Source organism: Clostridium sp. TW13, assembly GCF_024345225.1.
Taxonomy (GTDB): Bacteria; Bacillota; Clostridia; order Clostridiales; family Clostridiaceae; genus Inconstantimicrobium; species Inconstantimicrobium mannanitabidum.
Map to the genome: position 1 here is coordinate 3,084,534 of NZ_BROD01000001.1, position 17,902 is coordinate 3,102,435.

At 30.8% G+C, this 17,902-nt stretch carries 15 protein-coding genes; 2 read left to right on the forward strand and 13 right to left on the reverse strand.

Annotated elements, in window-relative coordinates; all coding sequences use genetic code 11:
• Positions 1–8: 8 nt before the first annotated feature.
• The 7 genes from OCU47_RS14550 to OCU47_RS14580 form a co-directional block, all read right to left on the reverse strand.
• Entirely contained in the window at positions 9–641 is a 633-nt protein-coding gene (locus OCU47_RS14550; protein WP_261829332.1) for an SLAP domain-containing protein, read from the reverse strand.
• 242 nt (positions 642–883) lie between these two features.
• Positions 884–1,558, reverse strand: coding sequence for a methyltransferase family protein (locus OCU47_RS14555; RefSeq protein ID WP_261829333.1), 675 nt, complete (start codon positions 1,556–1,558; stop codon positions 884–886).
• A 142-nt stretch (positions 1,559–1,700) separates the two neighbouring features.
• Positions 1,701–2,528 (reverse strand): MerR family transcriptional regulator, encoded by an 828-nt coding sequence (locus OCU47_RS14560; protein WP_261829334.1) that lies wholly within the window; start codon positions 2,526–2,528, stop codon positions 1,701–1,703.
• A 148-nt stretch (positions 2,529–2,676) separates the two neighbouring features.
• On the reverse strand, positions 2,677–4,884 hold the full coding sequence (locus tag OCU47_RS14565) for a cellulase family glycosylhydrolase (protein ID WP_261829335.1): 2,208 nt from the start codon (positions 4,882–4,884) through the stop codon (positions 2,677–2,679).
• Positions 4,885–5,209: 325 nt separating this feature from the next.
• Complete coding sequence (locus OCU47_RS14570; RefSeq protein WP_261829336.1) at positions 5,210–6,187, reverse strand: polysaccharide deacetylase family protein; 978 nt, start codon at positions 6,185–6,187, stop codon at positions 5,210–5,212.
• 62 nt (positions 6,188–6,249) lie between these two features.
• Complete coding sequence (locus OCU47_RS14575; protein WP_261829337.1) at positions 6,250–6,888, reverse strand: hypothetical protein; 639 nt, start codon at positions 6,886–6,888, stop codon at positions 6,250–6,252.
• Positions 6,889–7,477: 589 nt separating this feature from the next.
• On the reverse strand, positions 7,478–8,005 hold the full coding sequence (locus OCU47_RS14580; RefSeq protein ID WP_261829338.1) for a CarD family transcriptional regulator: 528 nt from the start codon (positions 8,003–8,005) through the stop codon (positions 7,478–7,480).
• 481 nt (positions 8,006–8,486) lie between these two features.
• Between OCU47_RS14580 and OCU47_RS14585 the strand changes: the two genes are divergently transcribed.
• Positions 8,487–8,846 (forward strand): DUF6483 family protein, encoded by a 360-nt coding sequence (locus OCU47_RS14585; RefSeq protein ID WP_261829339.1) that lies wholly within the window; start codon positions 8,487–8,489, stop codon positions 8,844–8,846.
• A 171-nt stretch (positions 8,847–9,017) separates the two neighbouring features.
• Here the strand turns inward: OCU47_RS14585 and OCU47_RS14590 are convergent, their stop codons facing one another.
• The 5 genes from OCU47_RS14590 to OCU47_RS14610 all read right to left on the reverse strand — a co-directional run bounded on the left by OCU47_RS14590 (position 9,018) and on the right by OCU47_RS14610 (position 15,974).
• A complete protein-coding gene (locus OCU47_RS14590; RefSeq protein WP_261829340.1) occupies positions 9,018–10,706 on the reverse strand; it encodes a glycoside hydrolase family 66 protein in 1,689 nt (562 codons plus the stop codon).
• Positions 10,707–10,724: 18 nt separating this feature from the next.
• Positions 10,725–12,548 carry a glycoside hydrolase family 66 protein gene (locus tag OCU47_RS14595; protein WP_261829341.1) on the reverse strand — a complete coding sequence of 608 codons (1,824 nt, stop codon included), beginning with the start codon at positions 12,546–12,548 and terminating at the stop codon, positions 10,725–10,727.
• Positions 12,549–12,795: 247 nt separating this feature from the next.
• The gene (locus tag OCU47_RS14600) at positions 12,796–13,629 is read right to left on the reverse strand and encodes a carbohydrate ABC transporter permease (protein WP_261829342.1); all 834 of its coding nucleotides are present in this window, start codon (positions 13,627–13,629) and stop codon (positions 12,796–12,798) included.
• A gap of 14 nt (positions 13,630–13,643) precedes the next feature.
• Positions 13,644–14,606: a carbohydrate ABC transporter permease gene (locus OCU47_RS14605; RefSeq protein ID WP_261829343.1), complete on the reverse strand. Its 963-nt coding sequence runs from the start codon at positions 14,604–14,606 to the stop codon at positions 13,644–13,646.
• Between the two features lie 69 nt (positions 14,607–14,675).
• Entirely contained in the window at positions 14,676–15,974 is a 1,299-nt protein-coding gene (locus tag OCU47_RS14610) for an extracellular solute-binding protein (protein ID WP_261829344.1), read from the reverse strand.
• Positions 15,975–16,232: 258 nt separating this feature from the next.
• Between OCU47_RS14610 and OCU47_RS14615 the strand changes: the two genes are divergently transcribed.
• Positions 16,233–17,147, forward strand: coding sequence for an AraC family transcriptional regulator (locus OCU47_RS14615; RefSeq protein WP_261829345.1), 915 nt, complete (start codon positions 16,233–16,235; stop codon positions 17,145–17,147).
• A gap of 202 nt (positions 17,148–17,349) precedes the next feature.
• Here the strand turns inward: OCU47_RS14615 and OCU47_RS14620 are convergent, their stop codons facing one another.
• Positions 17,350–17,859, reverse strand: a complete 510-nt coding sequence (locus OCU47_RS14620) for an HXXEE domain-containing protein (RefSeq protein ID WP_261829346.1) — start codon at positions 17,857–17,859, stop codon at positions 17,350–17,352.
• Positions 17,860–17,902 lie beyond the last annotated feature (43 nt).

A 17,902-nucleotide genomic window follows, 5' to 3' on the forward strand; every position in this document is an offset into this window, starting at 1 on the left:
TTCATTTATTATTGAAAGTTATATCTTGTATTACTTCTATATTCCAAATAACTTAAATCAGCATTTTGTTTCTTTATGCTATCAGCAGCAAATTTAAAAGTCCATTTAATAAATTGATGTGGTCCTATTGAAGCACCTTTCATAGCTCCAAAGGCATCGCTAGCTATTACCCCTGATTTATTAGCTAAAATAAAATTATCTACTTGTATATTGAAGATAGTACTATCCAACGCATTTGTAACGTAAGCCTCTACCACCAATGAATTACCATCATAATATACTTTGCTTGGATTTATATTTACACATCCCTCATTAAAAATTGGTTGTTCATTAGTGAAAATATTTGCCTTAGCTTGTTTTTGTACATTTACATCGCTAGTTTTATTATTTGTTTTTGGTATTGCATTTTTACCATTATCTTTTTCTGAATCAAGATTTTCATTCTTATTAGCTTCTGCTTGAGTCGTTTTTGATGGTTCATTTTCAGCTTTACCTTTTGTCTGCTCAGAATCTTTATCTTTAGTAGTCTCTACTTTGTTTGTATCTAACTGCTGTGTAGCGACTTTTTTATCTTGTCCACATCCTATAAGACTTAATATTAATATTGCAATAACTGATAATGATATTATTTTTCTTTTCATTTTTTGTTCTCCCCTTATTTCAATTTATTGATTATGTATTCATTATAAACAGTGGATTGGACATTTTTTTGCACCTACCTTAAAGGTTTCTTTTTTATTCTTTTTCCATACGCAACTTAATCAAATAACCTTTTTTATAAGTTATCCTCAAATTTGATTTTATTATCATATCCTAAAGAATAAAAAATCACGACATAAATGTCGTGATTTCATGATAGGATTATACATGCTCCATCAATTTACTACCAAATTAACGGAATAACTCGATAAGGTGTTTTTAAACAATAATCTTTATATCCATTAAGGTTTCTTAAAAGAAGTTCTTCTTCACTTTTTATTCTAAATGAAATTATAGGTATTATAAAAAGCATAGGTATCAATGAAAAATAAGACCCAAGGGCCAATGGCATAAACAGTGACATTATTAACATTCCTAAATACATTGGGTGACGAATTATTGCGTAAAAACCTTTTGTAATAACCTGTTGCTTATTCTCTACTTGAATAACTGTTGAAGCATAAGCATTTTGTTTGAAAACAAAAAATATAAAAATATATGCTCCAAATACAATTATATTTGATGCAATTACTAGCCATAATGGCTCATTAGACCAATTAAAACGAAAATCAATACCAGGCAAAATAAAGCCTAAATAAAATATTTTAAAAACTGCAGGTGCTTTTATAGAAGTTTCTTTTTCTTGAACTTTTGCTCTTCTTTCTAAAAATTCAGGATTCTTTTTTGAAAAATACACTGCTATAAAAAAAGTCATCAAAGAAAATTCTCCCCATAAAATCCATGCTTGCCAAAACTTTATTGTTCCTGCTGGAATGAACAAGATGAACCACATGATTATCATTAGAACTATTGGAACTAAATATATTTTGAACTTTGATTTATCAATATTATTCTCCATAGAGATTTCCTCCTCTTATCTGTTGTATGTTTATCCGATAGCTAGCATCCGTAACACTCCAACTTCTTTAAGTTGGAGATAACGGCTGCACGCTCCTGGATAAGTTCAACTAAGATTCAGATTGGGATACACCCCACCTGAATCAAGTTTCACTTGATGGCTGATAATTAAGATATTTTTGTATAAGATACTTATGCTTCATTTGTGCTGGTGAGAGAACTTCCTTTGCCATCTCATTAAATAAATTCTCATAACTTATTCCAAACCCAGACTTATCACATAACATTTCCTTGAGAAAAGGTATACTCTTTATAAATTCTGCACCTTCCCTAGCCAAAATTTCAATTTCCGGATCTTCTTCAGACATTTCTTTTAACTTAGTGAGACGTTTGCCAAACTCTAAAGCTACTTTATATTGTTCAGGATGCAATTTAAAATATTCAGCTATTGCTATAAAATTTTCTTTGTAATCTTCTCCCCACTGAAAATCTTCTAAGATACCAAAAACATTGCGCCGTTGTTCAAGTAATTCAGAAGATGCTTGGACATGATTTTTATCTTGAGCTGAGCCTAATATTTCTGTAATAGTTTGAAATGCTTCTGGTTCAAAGGAAGCTTTTTCAAGAAGGACTGTTTCTTGATTTAATAATACGTCTATCTTGGATAATTGAATTTCGATGTTCTTTTTTTCTTCTAAAAGCTCATGCTGCAATGACTTCAATACTTCTGTTAAATTACTTTTGCTTTTTGTATCTCCTAATATTTCTTTTATTTGCTTTAAATTTAGACCTAATTTTTTGAAATGTTGGATCATTCTCATTTGAGCAAGTTCTTCTGCTCCATACAAACGATAACCACTTGAAGATCGTTTGGGTTCTTGCAATAGGCCTATTTTATGATAATACAAAACAGTTTTTAATGTACTTCTAGTCAGCTTAACAAAATCATTTATTTTAATCTGATTATCCACTTCCTGCCTCCTTTATTACATTATAAACTCCACCCAAAGGGTGGAGTCAAACTAAATAAATATAGTAATTTTTACTACAATTATTATTTCTATATATTTATTTTCTATACCTTTTCAGGAAAATCAATCTGCAAAACTCAAATTATATTTATGCTGCCTTTGAACTATGCAATAGCTTGTTTAATGCTATAAAATCAATAATATTAATTACCCCATCACCGTTCATATCAGCATTAGCTTTGTTTATATTTACATTTGAATGTAAAAGATATTCTTTCATTAATTGCTCGTCAACAGCATTAACTACTCCATTACTATCTAAATCTCCTAATATGGCTAATGGCATTTTGTAAACTTTTGTTACAGTAAGATTTTCACCTTGATCTCCAACATAAATAGTCTGAAGTCCTGGTAATGTCTTTCCATAACTATCATAGTTTGAAAGAGCTTTTCTATATGCATTCACCATATCTTCAAGTGTAAAATACGCTATATTATTAGTTCCATTTGATTTAGTTGTTGATGGATTCACCTGAACCCAATTTGTACCTGCTAAATTACCTGATAAAATTAATTGAGGAGCTTTGTTGCTTGCATACTCTACAGCTATAGTTAATTTGTTTGAAAAATCAGTATCAACAAAATCTAAACCACTATAAAATGAAAGTGCCTGTCCCCAATTTGAAGAAGTTGCTGTGCCACTAAACATTACATTTGCATCACAATTAGAATTGTCTATTGGATTACTCCAGCCATCCAACAATGCCTGTACTATTTCTGGATAAACAAATTTAAGAGTTTTTCTATTTAGAAGCCCCATTGAATCAGTTTTATTGGGATTATATGCATTATTATCCCACCATAAGCAAGGTATACCATAACTACTTGCTACCTGTAGATAATATTTTGCAAAGTTAACCCTATCTTGTAAATTATTTTTGTCTGTAGCAGCAAACTCTCCCAAAACAACAGGAATTCCTTTTTGCTTAAATGATTTGTCTAATAATCTAAAAATTTTGTATATATATGATTTATCAGTATCTCCAAAAGTAGTTGTAGCACCAGAAGTTGTATTCATAGCAAAATTATATGGTATATATGCATGAATAGATACAGCTACATTATCATCCTTTGGCACTACCATTGCAGAAACTTTGTCATAGTCTGATGCAGCACAATAAGTAGGTATCATTACAAGTCTCTTTTCATTGTTTCCACCAGTTGCACGTATTACAGAAAGTGTTTTTGCATTATATTCATTTACAACATTATAGTATGATAAATTACCTGTCCAATCATCAGCGTTTCTTGGTTCATTTATTGTTTCAAATATTAATTTATCCCCATAATCTTTGAAATGATTTGCAATCTGATTCCATACAGCACTTCCTTCTTTTATAACGCTGTCCTTATTTGCTTCATTCATTTCTCCTTGTATCTTGTTGTGATGAATATTAATAATTGCATACATATTATTAATAAGTGCATAGTTTACAACTGTTTCAACACGTGCCATATATGCAGAATCAATGGTATAGTTATTATCAGTATAATGCTCGTCCCATCTTACTGGAATACGAATTGTATTAAAACCAGCATTTTTTAAGGTATCTATCATTTTTCTAGTTGTAACAGGATTTCCCCATCCAGTTTCTCCACCAGCAGCTTCCAAAGTGTTTCCCAAGTTCCAACCAACCTTCATATCTTTTACTAAATCCATAGCAGAAAGACCTCTCATAATTGTTGGGTGCTTATAGTCAGCAGGAAATTCTGGTTCTTGTGGGGTTGCCTTTATATACTGATATTCTGTTAGTGTACTATCAGCTGTGACACTTGTGATCTTTTGTAGATAATTTACTTTTGCTGTTCCATCCTTTGGTAAATAATCATTTAATAAAACTTGTGTATTATTTCCTGTAAGCCCCCAAGAAACTTTTGATGCTACATTGTGTTCTGAATAGTCTTTATTTAAATTAACTATAATATCATCGTAGCCAGTAGCTTTAATTGTGATAGTTCCTATATGAAAATTCAATATATTGGAGTCACCATCTGCGAGGTTTTCATCAACAATATTAATTCCAAAATTTGCACTACTATTTGCTTTTGCAAAAGCATTAGAAGTATTTACAGCATTCAAATTGATTGAATCCTGATATAATAAATAAGCCGCATCTCCCATACTCATCCAAGTCCAATCATCAGTAGTATTTTGTGCAAAGGCACTGATAGAAATCTTTGTTGCTTTTCCTTTTGTTTCTGTAGCAAAAGCTTTTAAAGAAGCATTGCTAAAAGTGCAAGTAAATATCATTACTAAAAAAGTTAATATTGATGTTATTCTTTTTTTCCTTCCCATGATAAATCCTCCCTTTTATTAATATTAAAATACATATGCATAAATATGGTTATATCCTTAGTTACCACTCCATAAAAAATATTTATGCTGTAGAATATACCTTTACTCTACCATGTTTGTCTTTTAATATTGCCCTTTTCATCGCAAACTTCATCTATTCTTGCTTAACTTAAATAATAGGCTCTTTTTATAAATCAATCTAATCTATTAGGCATTCACGCTCAGATATAGCTCAAATTAAATCATAACAAAAATATAAAAAAAGCAGCACTATTCAAATTAGTGCTGCTAGCATCAATCACAATATTAACTTATTAATACTTTGTTATCTAATTACGTAATTCAATATATTTTCTATATCTCTACTTCCATAGGTATAATCTACGCATATTCTATTCAACTCTGTAGAACTATCTCTTCTCTCTGCATAACCTCTTGCTGTAGTAAATCCCATACTATATCCAGATGCTAAAAAAGCTTTTTTAGTATCTTTATTATATTTACCCTCTGGATAAGCAATTGAAATAACAGGTTTTCCAGTAATTTTTTCTATAGCTTCCTTAGAATTTTTGAGCTCTTTAAATTGTTGTTCATACGATAAACCTGATAGTCTATTATGAGAAACTGTATGTGATTCTATGTCAATTCCGTAATCACTCATTTCTTTCACTTCATTAGGAGTCATAAACCGAGCACCATCCAAACTACTAGATACAACAAAAATTGTTGCATTCATATGTAATTCCTTTAATATTGGAAACACATTAGTATAATTATCTATATAACCATCATCAAATGTTATTACTATACTTTTGGGTGGAATGGACTTACCTTTAAATAGATAATCATTTAATTGCGACATTGTTAATGTTATAAAACCAGCATCCTTGATAGTTTTAAGTTGTTGCCTAAACCTCTCTTTTGGAATAGCAATAGGTCCTCTTTTTGAAGAATCACTAACTACAGAATGATAACAAATTACTGGTACTCCTCCAGTATTATTTATCACAAAATTGCTCTTAACTATATCTTTAACTTCTTTTTTATCTTCTTTTTTAGCCTCTACTTTAGGCTCTATTTTATTTTCTTTTTTAACCTCTGCTTTAGGCTCTATTTTTATACTCATTTTACTTTGGATATGTATATTAGATCCTAAATTCATTGTATAAGCTGTATTGTCTATTTCATCTTTATTCGAAGTGGCTATAAAGGTAATACCTACAGTAGCCGCGATAAGTATCAATAGTATACAAAGATTTCTTTTACGCTTTAGTACTTTTATTTTTTTATTTTCTGCGTTCAAAATGTGTGTCTCCATCCTATTTTTTAATTAATAATTTCACAAGAGTGTATCCTACATTTTAATCATACAGGCTTGCAGCACTGTATCTCAGGGTTATCTACCAACTCAATACTAACATCATTAATTTTTACCCCTACATCATTTAAATTGTTTATACATTGACTTAATACTTTATTAGCATTTTTTGAATTAACTTCTTCGTTATATGGTTTAAATGCAGATTCATCAATATTTTCGTATCCAGCTTCTAATAATAAATCAGATAGTGATTTATTGGATTTGAAAGCTTCTGAAACACATGACATTTGGAAATAGCCATACATCATAACAGAATTCATCTGCTCAGTTCCCCAAATACTCTTAAAAAATTCCTTAAAAGTTATCTCCTGTGGAATCAGGTTTGGCATACATTTAAGTATATCCTCAATCATACACTTTACTTTTGTTAAATTGTTGCAAGTATCTACACTTCGCCAATAAGAAACAGCAAAACTATTTACAAATAACTCTTCATCAACCTTATTCATATCAATTTTTTGAATATCTAGAATAATGTGTCCTATCTCATGGACAATATTAAACCAGTGAAAGTACAAATCAAATTTCTCTTGTATTCTCTCTTCTCCAAATAACTGATTATATCCCATTTGTTGTGATAGTGTCCCTGTTTCGTATCTACCGCTTATTATTTTATATCCCATGTAGCCCCTCCAAACCTTCTTAAATTAGCCACTAATTTTTTATTTATTATACATTATAAACCATTATTGTACCCAATTAGATTTTAATTCACATTGTTCTGGAGGTCAAGATAAATAAGTCGTACATTTAGGTTCTAAATAAATACTTCTTAATAACATTGCATATAGCTTATAATGCCTTGCTTATTTTGATATAATGGAAGGAGAGAATATGTAAGCACAGTATTCGCTGATTTAAAGATTAGCTTAAAGGATATATTTGAATAAAACTTATTTATAATGTGTTCCAAAAAGCACAAAAAAGGAGACAGTAGATAGATTGGTTTTACACAAACTAAGCATAGATGTCTACCACTAATATGGTATCTATCTACGCTTACATTGCACAAAACCCATCTGCTGTCTCTGTTATAGGTGCATATCTTTTTGCAACATTCACCTCAATAGCTATATTAAATTTTTCAATATAAAATTTATAAAAATTCAATTTTACAAAACTAATATTCCCAAAAAAATTTCTTCCCTATTTTACCTACTTTCTTGCTTCATGTGTGGCTTCTAGTCCTTTTTTATATGTTCTTCATACTTTTTATAATATTCTCACGTCCAAATTTATTTGTTGACTCTCTCTAATATATTTAAGAACTACTTCATTTATTGTTTCAAAAGTCCTTTCTAATACCAATGCTAATTCTCTAAAAAGCATACTTTGTATTGTATCTAAAAATTTCTTATCCTTTTCGTATAATTTTCCTCCATTAAGCTCTACCATACTCTTTTCTCTCATCATAGTATTGACTATCATAGAAATTTCTTTACGATTTCCCTTTTTAACTATCTCTGAATATACTTGACTCCGTTCTTTATTTTCTTCTATCCATCCTATACCATAAGTTTTAAACGATTCTAAAATTTCTTCTGCTTCCTGCCTATTTAAAATTTGTAACATTAGTACTTTTTCATTGTCTACAGGTATGCTTATTTTTAATTTACACTCTTCCATGGGATGCAATACATAATATATTTTTTTCACACCTGTAATATTTTTTTCACATACATCATCTACACGACAAATACCTTCTCTAGAGTAAAAAACTAAATCTCCAATATTAAACATTTCATCGACCTCCTCTATACTTGTTTAAATATAATATAATATTTTAGTAATAATTCACACTAACTATAGTAAACATTTTTAATTTATAAATTATATATACTTCCTATTAATATTACTCTTATATTTTAACACAAAAAAATTTATCTATGTAAGTAAAACTTTTTAGTATATACCAAAAGGTTACAATAATTTAGATTTAAATTTAATATTACTTAAATATTTCAGTGTTTAGACAATACATCCTTGTATTTTTACTGTCTATAATAATAAAATCTTACACACCTAATGTAAAAAGTGGACTATAATCCATTTTTAACTATAAAAATTATTAGAACTATGATACGCTTATAATATAAATCACAGAATGAAATTTGCAGTACATTTAGAAAGAATGAATACAGAAACTTAATAAAATGCTGTAAAACAATTAAAAACACATGTACTACTTTGATTTAGTATAGTTATTGTTGGGGGGAACATTATGTTTGAACAAGATTATATAAAAAGACTTTGTGAATCTATCGGAAATATGATAGTTGGATTTGTTGCTGGAAAGAATGCTGTCACAAGTAAGATAGAAGATGAGAATCACGATGTAAAACTTTCAGCAGATGATCTTTTAGAAATGATGGTAAAGAAATTCTTATATGAAGGCAAAATTAATGAAGCAGAAGATCTTATATTTGATTCTATGCATGATAGACATTCAAAGAAGGTTTATGAAATAGCTCTTGATTTTTATAGGCAGATTAATGAGTACAGTGATGAAAAGCTAAGTAAATGTAACTTCTCAAGGGCAGAAATAAAGGATGGTCTTGAGGAACTCAAAGCATTGCTGTAATTATTTTATTTTCATATATACAATTCACTATCCATACACAACCTAATCAGATAACCTCTTTTATATGGTATCCACAAATTTGATTTTATTATAATATCCTAAAGAATAAAAAAATCCCCTTAATGGGGACTTTGGGTTATAAAACATCTTCTATTTAACTGAACATTAATACTAATACACTATATAAATTAAATCCCATATTTCAAGCTTAGGCACTACAAATCTTATCTCATTTCCTTGATCACCTTCAGCATAATTGAAATTCAATCTTACAGCCTTTCCATCTTCAAAATCTGGAGAAGCTAGGTATATCCCCTTCACATCATTACAAGTAAGTACTGACATTTCTATGTTTTCCACCTTTGAAGGAAGTTTTACCTTAGGCTCATTCCAATTCATATCTTGAATTTCTTTAAAGTTTACTAAGTTAATAACTTTAAACTGTGCCTTTTCCTTTATTAATGACCAAACCTTATCTGCCTCTGCCTTTGGAGAAGCTTGCACTCCTCTAACTACATATTCTGTATTTATTCCTCCAGTATTTATCATACTTGTATCTATCAGGTCAAAGTCAAAGAGAAGTTCTTCATATTTGACCATAAAATCATAGTAATTTCTAAGTTTTTTGTTAAATTCCTCATTCTCTATAGTTCTATATTTAGGATAATAAGGATCATCAAGTATTCCTCTATTTTCACCTAAAAGTAAATGGAAACCTCCACTGGCAAAAATCGTAGCCATTGTTAACAAGGTTGCATTTTCGGCTTGCTCTACAGGAATATTTAATTCCTCTAAAAATGGCTTCATATAAGCAGCCAAGATAACTTGCTTCTCAGGAGCATATTTTTTAGCATTTGTAATAAGATTATATAAATCTTGATAAGTGTCATTTGGTGGCCATACTTCTATATACACTGCATCTTCCTCTGATTTTGCTACAGTTTCTACTGGCCAGTTATTTACTGCATTAAAGATTAGGCTTACCTTTTCCCCACTTTCCTCTATATAATTTCTAGTATCGTTGATAAGATTAGGGAAATCTTCTCTTAAATTTCTTACTGCTCTTTTCCCATTGGCACTGCTTATAGCTTCCTTTGGAAAACCATATTGATCCATATGAATTCCATCAAATCCAAGCTTTATTACCTTATGAAATTCATTAATTATATGGTCATGCCACTTATTTTCTCTAGATATATCCATCATATAAAGAAAATCTCCAAAACCATATATATCTCCATTGTTCTTGTAAATACCTAAATCCTTATTCTTTTTGTAATACTCTGGTGCAGAGGCATAAACTGCACCATAAGCTATTGCCTCCATACCATATTTATGTGACAAATCAATCTTATCTTTCACTGTAGATAAGCTTAGTTCCCTTTGCAAAGGATCTATGAATATATCTGATTTAGGTATTAAATCATGATGCCTATACATCCAATCATAATATTGAACTATATTTAAATGAAATTTGTTCATTTCCTTCAAATCTTCTTTATCATCTAAATCTGTTTTAGAAAAATCAGCTAAAAATCCATATCTAGGAGCATACTTCCAAGAAGGCAGAATATCAAAGGCTGTGCTCAATTTCTGTAGCACTTGACCTTCATGATAAAGCTCAACCTCAACCCCATATCCAGAAATTAATTTTTCTTGATTATCTACATCAAATTCAAATGTAACATTCTCTTGCTTACTAGACAAAGATATCTCTAAAATACGAACTTCTTCATGGAGTCTATATACTTTGCATTTAAGTATTTCTGATTCAAATTTCCCTTCTAGTTCTACATTTATACTTATTTTTTCTCCGACTTTAAATTGAGCTTTTGCTGGATATATATCTTTAATAATCAATTTTCGTACCTCCTATTTTTATTCTTTTTCAACATATACCATGTCCCAATACTGAAGCTCTGGAACCTCTATTTGGAGCTTAGTATTCTCTCCTTCTTTTGTAGTTTTGTATTTTAATTTAATTGGCTTCCCCCCATTAATATCTGGAGAAGCTAGATAAACACCTTTTACTTTACCTTCTTTAATTGTATAGTTAAGCTTTAAGTCTTTCTTTGATGAAGGCGCATCGTAATTTGCTCCATCATCTCTCCATGCTTCATTCTTCATTCCTAAAAGATTTATAAGCTGTACAACCTCATATCCCTTTTTTTCTTTTGCATAAGTCCAAACAGTATCTGCTTGTCCATCACTACTTGTATTAATACCAGTAAGACTCACAGGATTTTTGCTATCCTTTAAGTCATCTCTTAACAAGTTTTCATAAGCAACTAAAAAATCATAATAATTTCTCATTGCAGCTACCAATGAGTCTGGCATTTTCAAATTTTTATTAGGGAAATACTCCCTTCCAAGCATACCTGTATCACCTAATTCTATATGTGCACCACCAGCAGCAAATATAGCAGCATCAGTTAACCTAACGCTATTCTCATTAAATACTCCTGGCATTCCTGCTGAACCATAATTCATATATGCAGCTATAACTGTACTTTTCTTTCCAGAAGTTAATTCATAGCCTTTATCAACAGTTTCTTTAAAATTATAATAATTAGGATAGTCTGTAGGCCAAAGTTCAGAATAAAGAAAATCTACATTTGACTTTGCAACCTGCTCCAAGCCATATCTATTAACTGTATTAAAAACTACTCCAACTCCTAAAGTACTCTTTGCATTGTTAATAAAATCAGCATAAGTATTGGGAAGATCAACAGACTCTCCATTATAATCAAAGGTAATCCCCCTATTTCCTAAGGTATCCATGTGATATATGTCAAAGTTTAATACTTTGAAAGCCTCTTTTTCCTTACTATATATATAGTTCTGCCAATCTTTATTTGCTGGATTAAATATAGAAATAGAAGAAGCCCATCCATCTGGAAGTGGATAGCCATCCTGCTCTCTATGGAAACTATCCTTATATATTCCCCATTCTGGTTTTACTCCATCCTTCTGATAATCTGTATATGCTCCATAAATCAGATTGTAATTTCCAGCTTTAATGTTCTTACTATGAGCCAAATTGATATAATCCTTTACGGTTTCAAAATATATATCTCTGTTGGCTATATCCTTCCAAGACTTTGTCAAATTGGACTCATCTCCTGGAAGTGGCTTTTGATGTTTGTTCTGCCAATCATAAAATTGTAAGCCATCTATATGAAATTTATTTATATTATTTATTATGCTTTCAGACTTATCCTTACTTTGATCAGGATACTCAGCTATATAGCCATACCTAGGAAACTTATCCCAAGTTGATGAAACATCTACAGCAGTATTTCTATTATCATCTACAGTAATCCCATGAGTTGCATATACCTCTACAAGATAGCCCTTATAGTCCTCTGAAGGAGCGTTCCAAGAAATATCCAAGGTCTTTTTTTCTTTGCTATTTAAAGAAACCTCTAATTTTTTCTTTTCCACTGTATTATTTAAGTGTTTAAAATATATCTCCACTGAACCTTTATATCCTTTATCAAGCTTATTATCCAGTTCAACCTTAACATTGACACTATCTTTTGGATTGTACCTAGCTTTATCAGTATAAACATCACTTATAAGCTTTCCACCTTTTGAAACCTTAGTACTATCTTCTACACTAAAGGTTTTTAGCTTGTAAACTATGCATCCACCTGCAATACAAAGTATCACCAATGCAGCTGCAATAAACTTTTTCTTCAAAGTAATCCCCCTCCTTCATAAGTTGTATTACTTCAAGCTCAAGCATCCTAAAATAATAAGTAATTCCATATGCCACGGATTGGGACTTGTTACTTATTTTCAGATGCCTCATTTGAATTTTAACAACAATTTTCACTAAATTAGTAGATGCTTAAATTTAACCACTTCATTATGAAATCTATATTCCTAAGCCTTTGCCTGTAAAATAGCAATCACATAAGTATTTTTAATGAAGTGGTACAAGTCTCTAACCTTTTACAGCTCCTTCACTTCCACCAGATTTTATAAACTGTTTATTAAACACTATAAATATAACTATTATAGGTATTAAAACTAATATAGCTGCGGCAAATATCACACCCCATTGAGTGGCTTTTCCATTTTGAAGCAGTTTTATTGCTATAGGAAGTGTTCGTTTTGATTGAGTTTTTATTACTGTTAATGCTGTAAACACTTCCATCCAAGTTCCTGAAAATGTACCTATCGCCATAGTGGCAAGTGCTGGTTTTGACAGTGGTAATATTATATTTCTATATATACTCCACTTGTTGCCTCCATCCATTATTACTGATTCCTCTAATTCTCTTGGAATGGTTTCAAAGAAACCTTTTAAGAAGAAGGTATTCCCCGCTATTCCCCCACTAACATATAAAAGCAGTAAACCTGTATACGTATCAACTAAATGTAATCCTTGTAATATTGTAAATTGTGATATTAATGCAAGAACTGCTGGCATCATAAGTGAGAATATATAAATGTTAAAAATTATCTTCTTACCAGGAAAATTAAGCCTTGCAAATCCATAACCAGATAGTGATGATACAAAAATAGTTAATACTGTGGCAGCAACAGTTACAAATACGCTGTTGAAAAAATATATTGAAAAATTTTCACCCTTCCATGCAGTTATATAGTTTCCTAGATAGAATTGCTTAGGAATTATTTGTGGCTTAGAAGGCAAAACATAAGTATCTGGCATTAAGGAGGTACTTATCATGTTTAAGAATGGTAATAGTGCAATCACCACCATTACTAAAAGCACTAGATGTAATATTACTTGTCCAGCTTTATTTTTAACCATATTTCTCTCCTCCCTTAAAACTGAATTTCTGCATCTTTGGTTAATTTTCTCTGTACTGTGGAAATGATTATTAGGATTACAGACATTATTAAACTAAGTGCTGCTGCATACCCAAAATCAAAACTTGAGAAAGCTTTATTGTACATATAATCTAAAAGAACATCAGTCTTTCCAAGTGGTCCACCTGCAGTAACCAACATTACCTGAAGCATAATATTAAAAGCACCTATTATCAAATTAATTATTATAAAATAAGTTCTAGATGCAAGAAGTGGCAAGGTTATCTTCCACATTTGTTGAGCTTTTGTTGCTCCATCTACATCAGCTGCTTCATAAATATCTTTAGGCAAATCTTGAATTGCAGCAGTGTACATTATCATTACCCAGCCAATGCCCTTCCATATACATAACGCCCATATTACTATGTTTCCTGTCCACTCATTTTGAAGCCAAGAAACAGGTTGACTTATAAGATGCAGCTTCAAAAGTATTGAGTTTACCAAAGCTCCCTGAGTATCTTGGAAAATATATTTAAATAATATAGCAACTACTATCCAATCTGATATAACAGGGACATATAACAAAAATCTATAAAATACTTTTCCTCTTGAAAGAGACTCTATTAATATTGCCACAATCATTCCTAAAAACCATTGGATAGGTACAGTAACTATTACTGCAAGCAATGTATTTCTTAGTGATAAATAAAACTTTGAACTCTCATCTATAGCGCCTCCTGGGAAAAATGCCTTCTTAAAGTTTGCAAGTCCTATAAATGTACTTGGTTTATTAGGGTTAACACTATAGTTCATAAATGCCATCATGATATTTTTAAGTAATGGATATGCTATAAAAATTAAGAATAGTAAAAAGCCAACTCCTATAAATGCCCATCCCTCCAGTGCCTCTCTTCGCTTTCTATCAAATTTAACTTTTTTATCTTTTTGCTGTGAAACAGTAACTGTGCTATTTTCCAAATGCTTCACTCTCCTTTTTCACTATTGAGGATTGAATGTTCTTCAATCCTCAATTTATACTTTTAAAATTTATTTCTTTGCTTGAAGTAAAGAATCCACTTTCTTTGCAGCATCATCTAAAGCATCTTTTGGACTCTTTTTCTTTCTTACTGCTAGCTCAAAGTCCTCTTTAATAGCATTTGAGATATCTCCCCACTTTGGACTTGGAGTTCTAGCCCAAGTTGATTTAAGCTGTTCCATGTATATTTTTAGTATTGGATTATCAGTAACCACGGATTTCTTAGAAGTATTAGTATTAACAGGCATCATACCTAACTCTGTTGCAAATATGGTTTGAGCATCATCAGAAGCCAAGAATCTTGCAAAAGCATAAGCTTGCTCTTTATTCTTAGAAGCTTTAAATATTACTGTATCTTCTCCACCTACTAGTGATATACTTCCTCCATCTCCCTTAGGAATTGGAGCAAACACTACGTTATCCTTAACATTTTTTTGATTTTTATTTGTTGGGTACCACCATGGACCATCATCAATCATTCCATAGTGACCTGCATTATATCCTTCCCAAGTACCTTCTCCACCAAGTAAACTCTTTGCTACATAGCCGTTATTATTCCATTCCACTATCTTTTCAAGAGCTTTTACACTAGCATCACTGTTCAAATATCCAGATGCCTTTGTGTTCTTATCATCTGTAAACTTGCCACCTAGGGACAAGAAATATGGACCTATTGCCCAAGACTCTAAACCTGCTATACCAATTCCTGCTACCTTGTTTTCTTTTGCTTTAGCAGCATATTGTACTAATTCATCCATAGTCTTAGGAGCTTCCTTAAAGCCTGCTTTTTCTAACATTGACTTATTAAAGATCGCTATCTTTGTATTTGCATCAAGTGGTAACCCATAATAATGACTGTTATAGTAATTAGTGCTCATTGGCCCCTCATAGATTTCCTTTTTTAAATCATCAAAACCTGGCATGCTATCTAAAGGCTCTAAGTAATCTTGCTCTGCATATTGAGCCACATCCACGATATCAGTTCTTGCAAGATCTGGCACAGTCCCACTCATAGCTCCTTGAAGAATCTGCTTTTTATAATCATCTCCACTAGGCATTGGTGTAATTTTCACTTTAATGTCTGGATATGTCTTATTAAATGCAGGAACTATTTTTTCTTTTAAAACTTTATTCTCTGCATCTGTAAAAGTACTCCACATTTCAATTTGTCCTTTAAGCTTTGTTAAATCTGCAACAGTTTTAGCAGATCCTTGTCCATTCGTATCTGCAGAATTATTGCCACAGCCTACGAACAGTGCAGAAGCCATAATTCCTGTCAAAATTAATGAAATTACTTTTTTATTTTTCATTCCCTATTCCCCCCATAGCTTGTTTTTTATATAAAAGTGCTTTTAGCACTTATTATCAATATAACTTGTTAAACGTTTTCTAATTGGTCATAAAGACATTACTCTCCACAATTTCAGAATATAAATTCCTTTTATGTAGCTTTATTGTATATCTTTCATATCTTTGATTTCATTCTAATCTGTTATACAATATTATTAAATGTACAATCTATACTTTTTTTGTACTATAGCGACTATTAATATTAGCGGAGGTTCAACATGAATTTATTATCAATATATACAAGCATTGTTCCATCAGTAAGGCTAATAGGGCACGTAGATTATGTAAAGCCTTGGAAACATTTCAATAGAACTATTAACGAATACATTTTATATATAGTTAAAACTGGAGAACTCTATATTAAAGAAAAGAATGTAGAATACCATCTTATTAAAGGAGATGTTTTGCTGTTAGAACCCAATATTGAACACTACGGATATAAGGAAGCTTCTTGCCATTATTATTACATTCACTTTAAACATCCTAAAATTTCTCCTTTAAATATCAGCTCTTACGAAGAAATAGTTCAAAAATTAATGGACAAAAGAAAAGCTGCTCTTCACAGTGAATATCTTAGCGAACTTTCTGATACGACGCCTGAATTTTATTTACCAAAATACTATCACTATGAAGATGAAAATGAATTGATGTCTTTGCTAGTAAATGCTGATAGCGATTACTACCATAAATACGAAGGCTACAAAAGAATAGCTTCTTTGAAACTTTTAGAAATGTTAATAAAAATAAGCAGAGACTATACCTCTACTAAGATAGAAAGCTCTCAACCTCAATTTTCAAAAGCCTTTGTAAAATGCAGAAATATACAACACTACATAAATTCTAACTATCAAAATAAAATAACTAGTGCTGATATTGAGCAAAACTTTGAATCTAACTATGATTATCTAAATAGAGTTTTTCAAAGAATGACTGGATATAGCATAATGAATTATCTTAACATTATTAGGGTAAACCGTGCAAAGGACTTGCTTGATGCCACTCCTCTAAAGATTTCTGAGGTTGGCTACTTGGTTGGAATTGATGACCCTTATTATTTCAGTAAACTTTTCAAAAAGATTTCTGGAATTACTCCTTCAAGCTATATGAAGCTAAAGAGCAAGAATTCTATATAAAAGACTTGCAAATTTATAAGCTACTATATTGTTGAAATAATTAAACTTTGTATGTCTAATGAACTTTATTGATAAACTTCCATATTTTTATATTATCAGCCTTTTATAGGACCATTTTTCTAAAAATAGTAAAAGCCCTTGATTTGATTTCAAGGGCTTTTAATTATATTAAGATTATAATTTTTATCTTTAAGCAACATAATCATTCAACTAATTTAGCAAGATTATTAATGTTCTTGTGCAATATCTTCATGTTAATAAAAGCAAATAAAATTCCAACTGTTATCCAAATGGCAATTTCAGCAACAGAATAACCAAGAATGTTCTGGGCAAGTTTTAAAATATAGCAACATGGAATAACAGTTAGCCATCCTGTTATCTCCCCAGGAACATAGTGTCGATAAGATAATGGTAACAATATTATATGGAATAAAATCAGATGTACAATATTAGCTACTAGTAAGCCATACCATAACCCATAAAATCCAGTTATATTGCCAAGCATAGTGGCAAAAATCCATAAAATCAGCTCTTCATACACCCCTATAGCAAATCCAGCTGTATTTTTTGTGCATCCAAAAGGTGTTATAGGCAAACGTATATGTTGTTTAAACCCCTTTTTGCACCAGCACTTTGCCATAACAATCTCTTCCATATCATGTACAATAAATAGCAATGGAAACATCCACACAAACCATTTTAATTCATTCATATATCATCCCTCCTTACATTCTCCATTTTAATCTTCTGCTTTA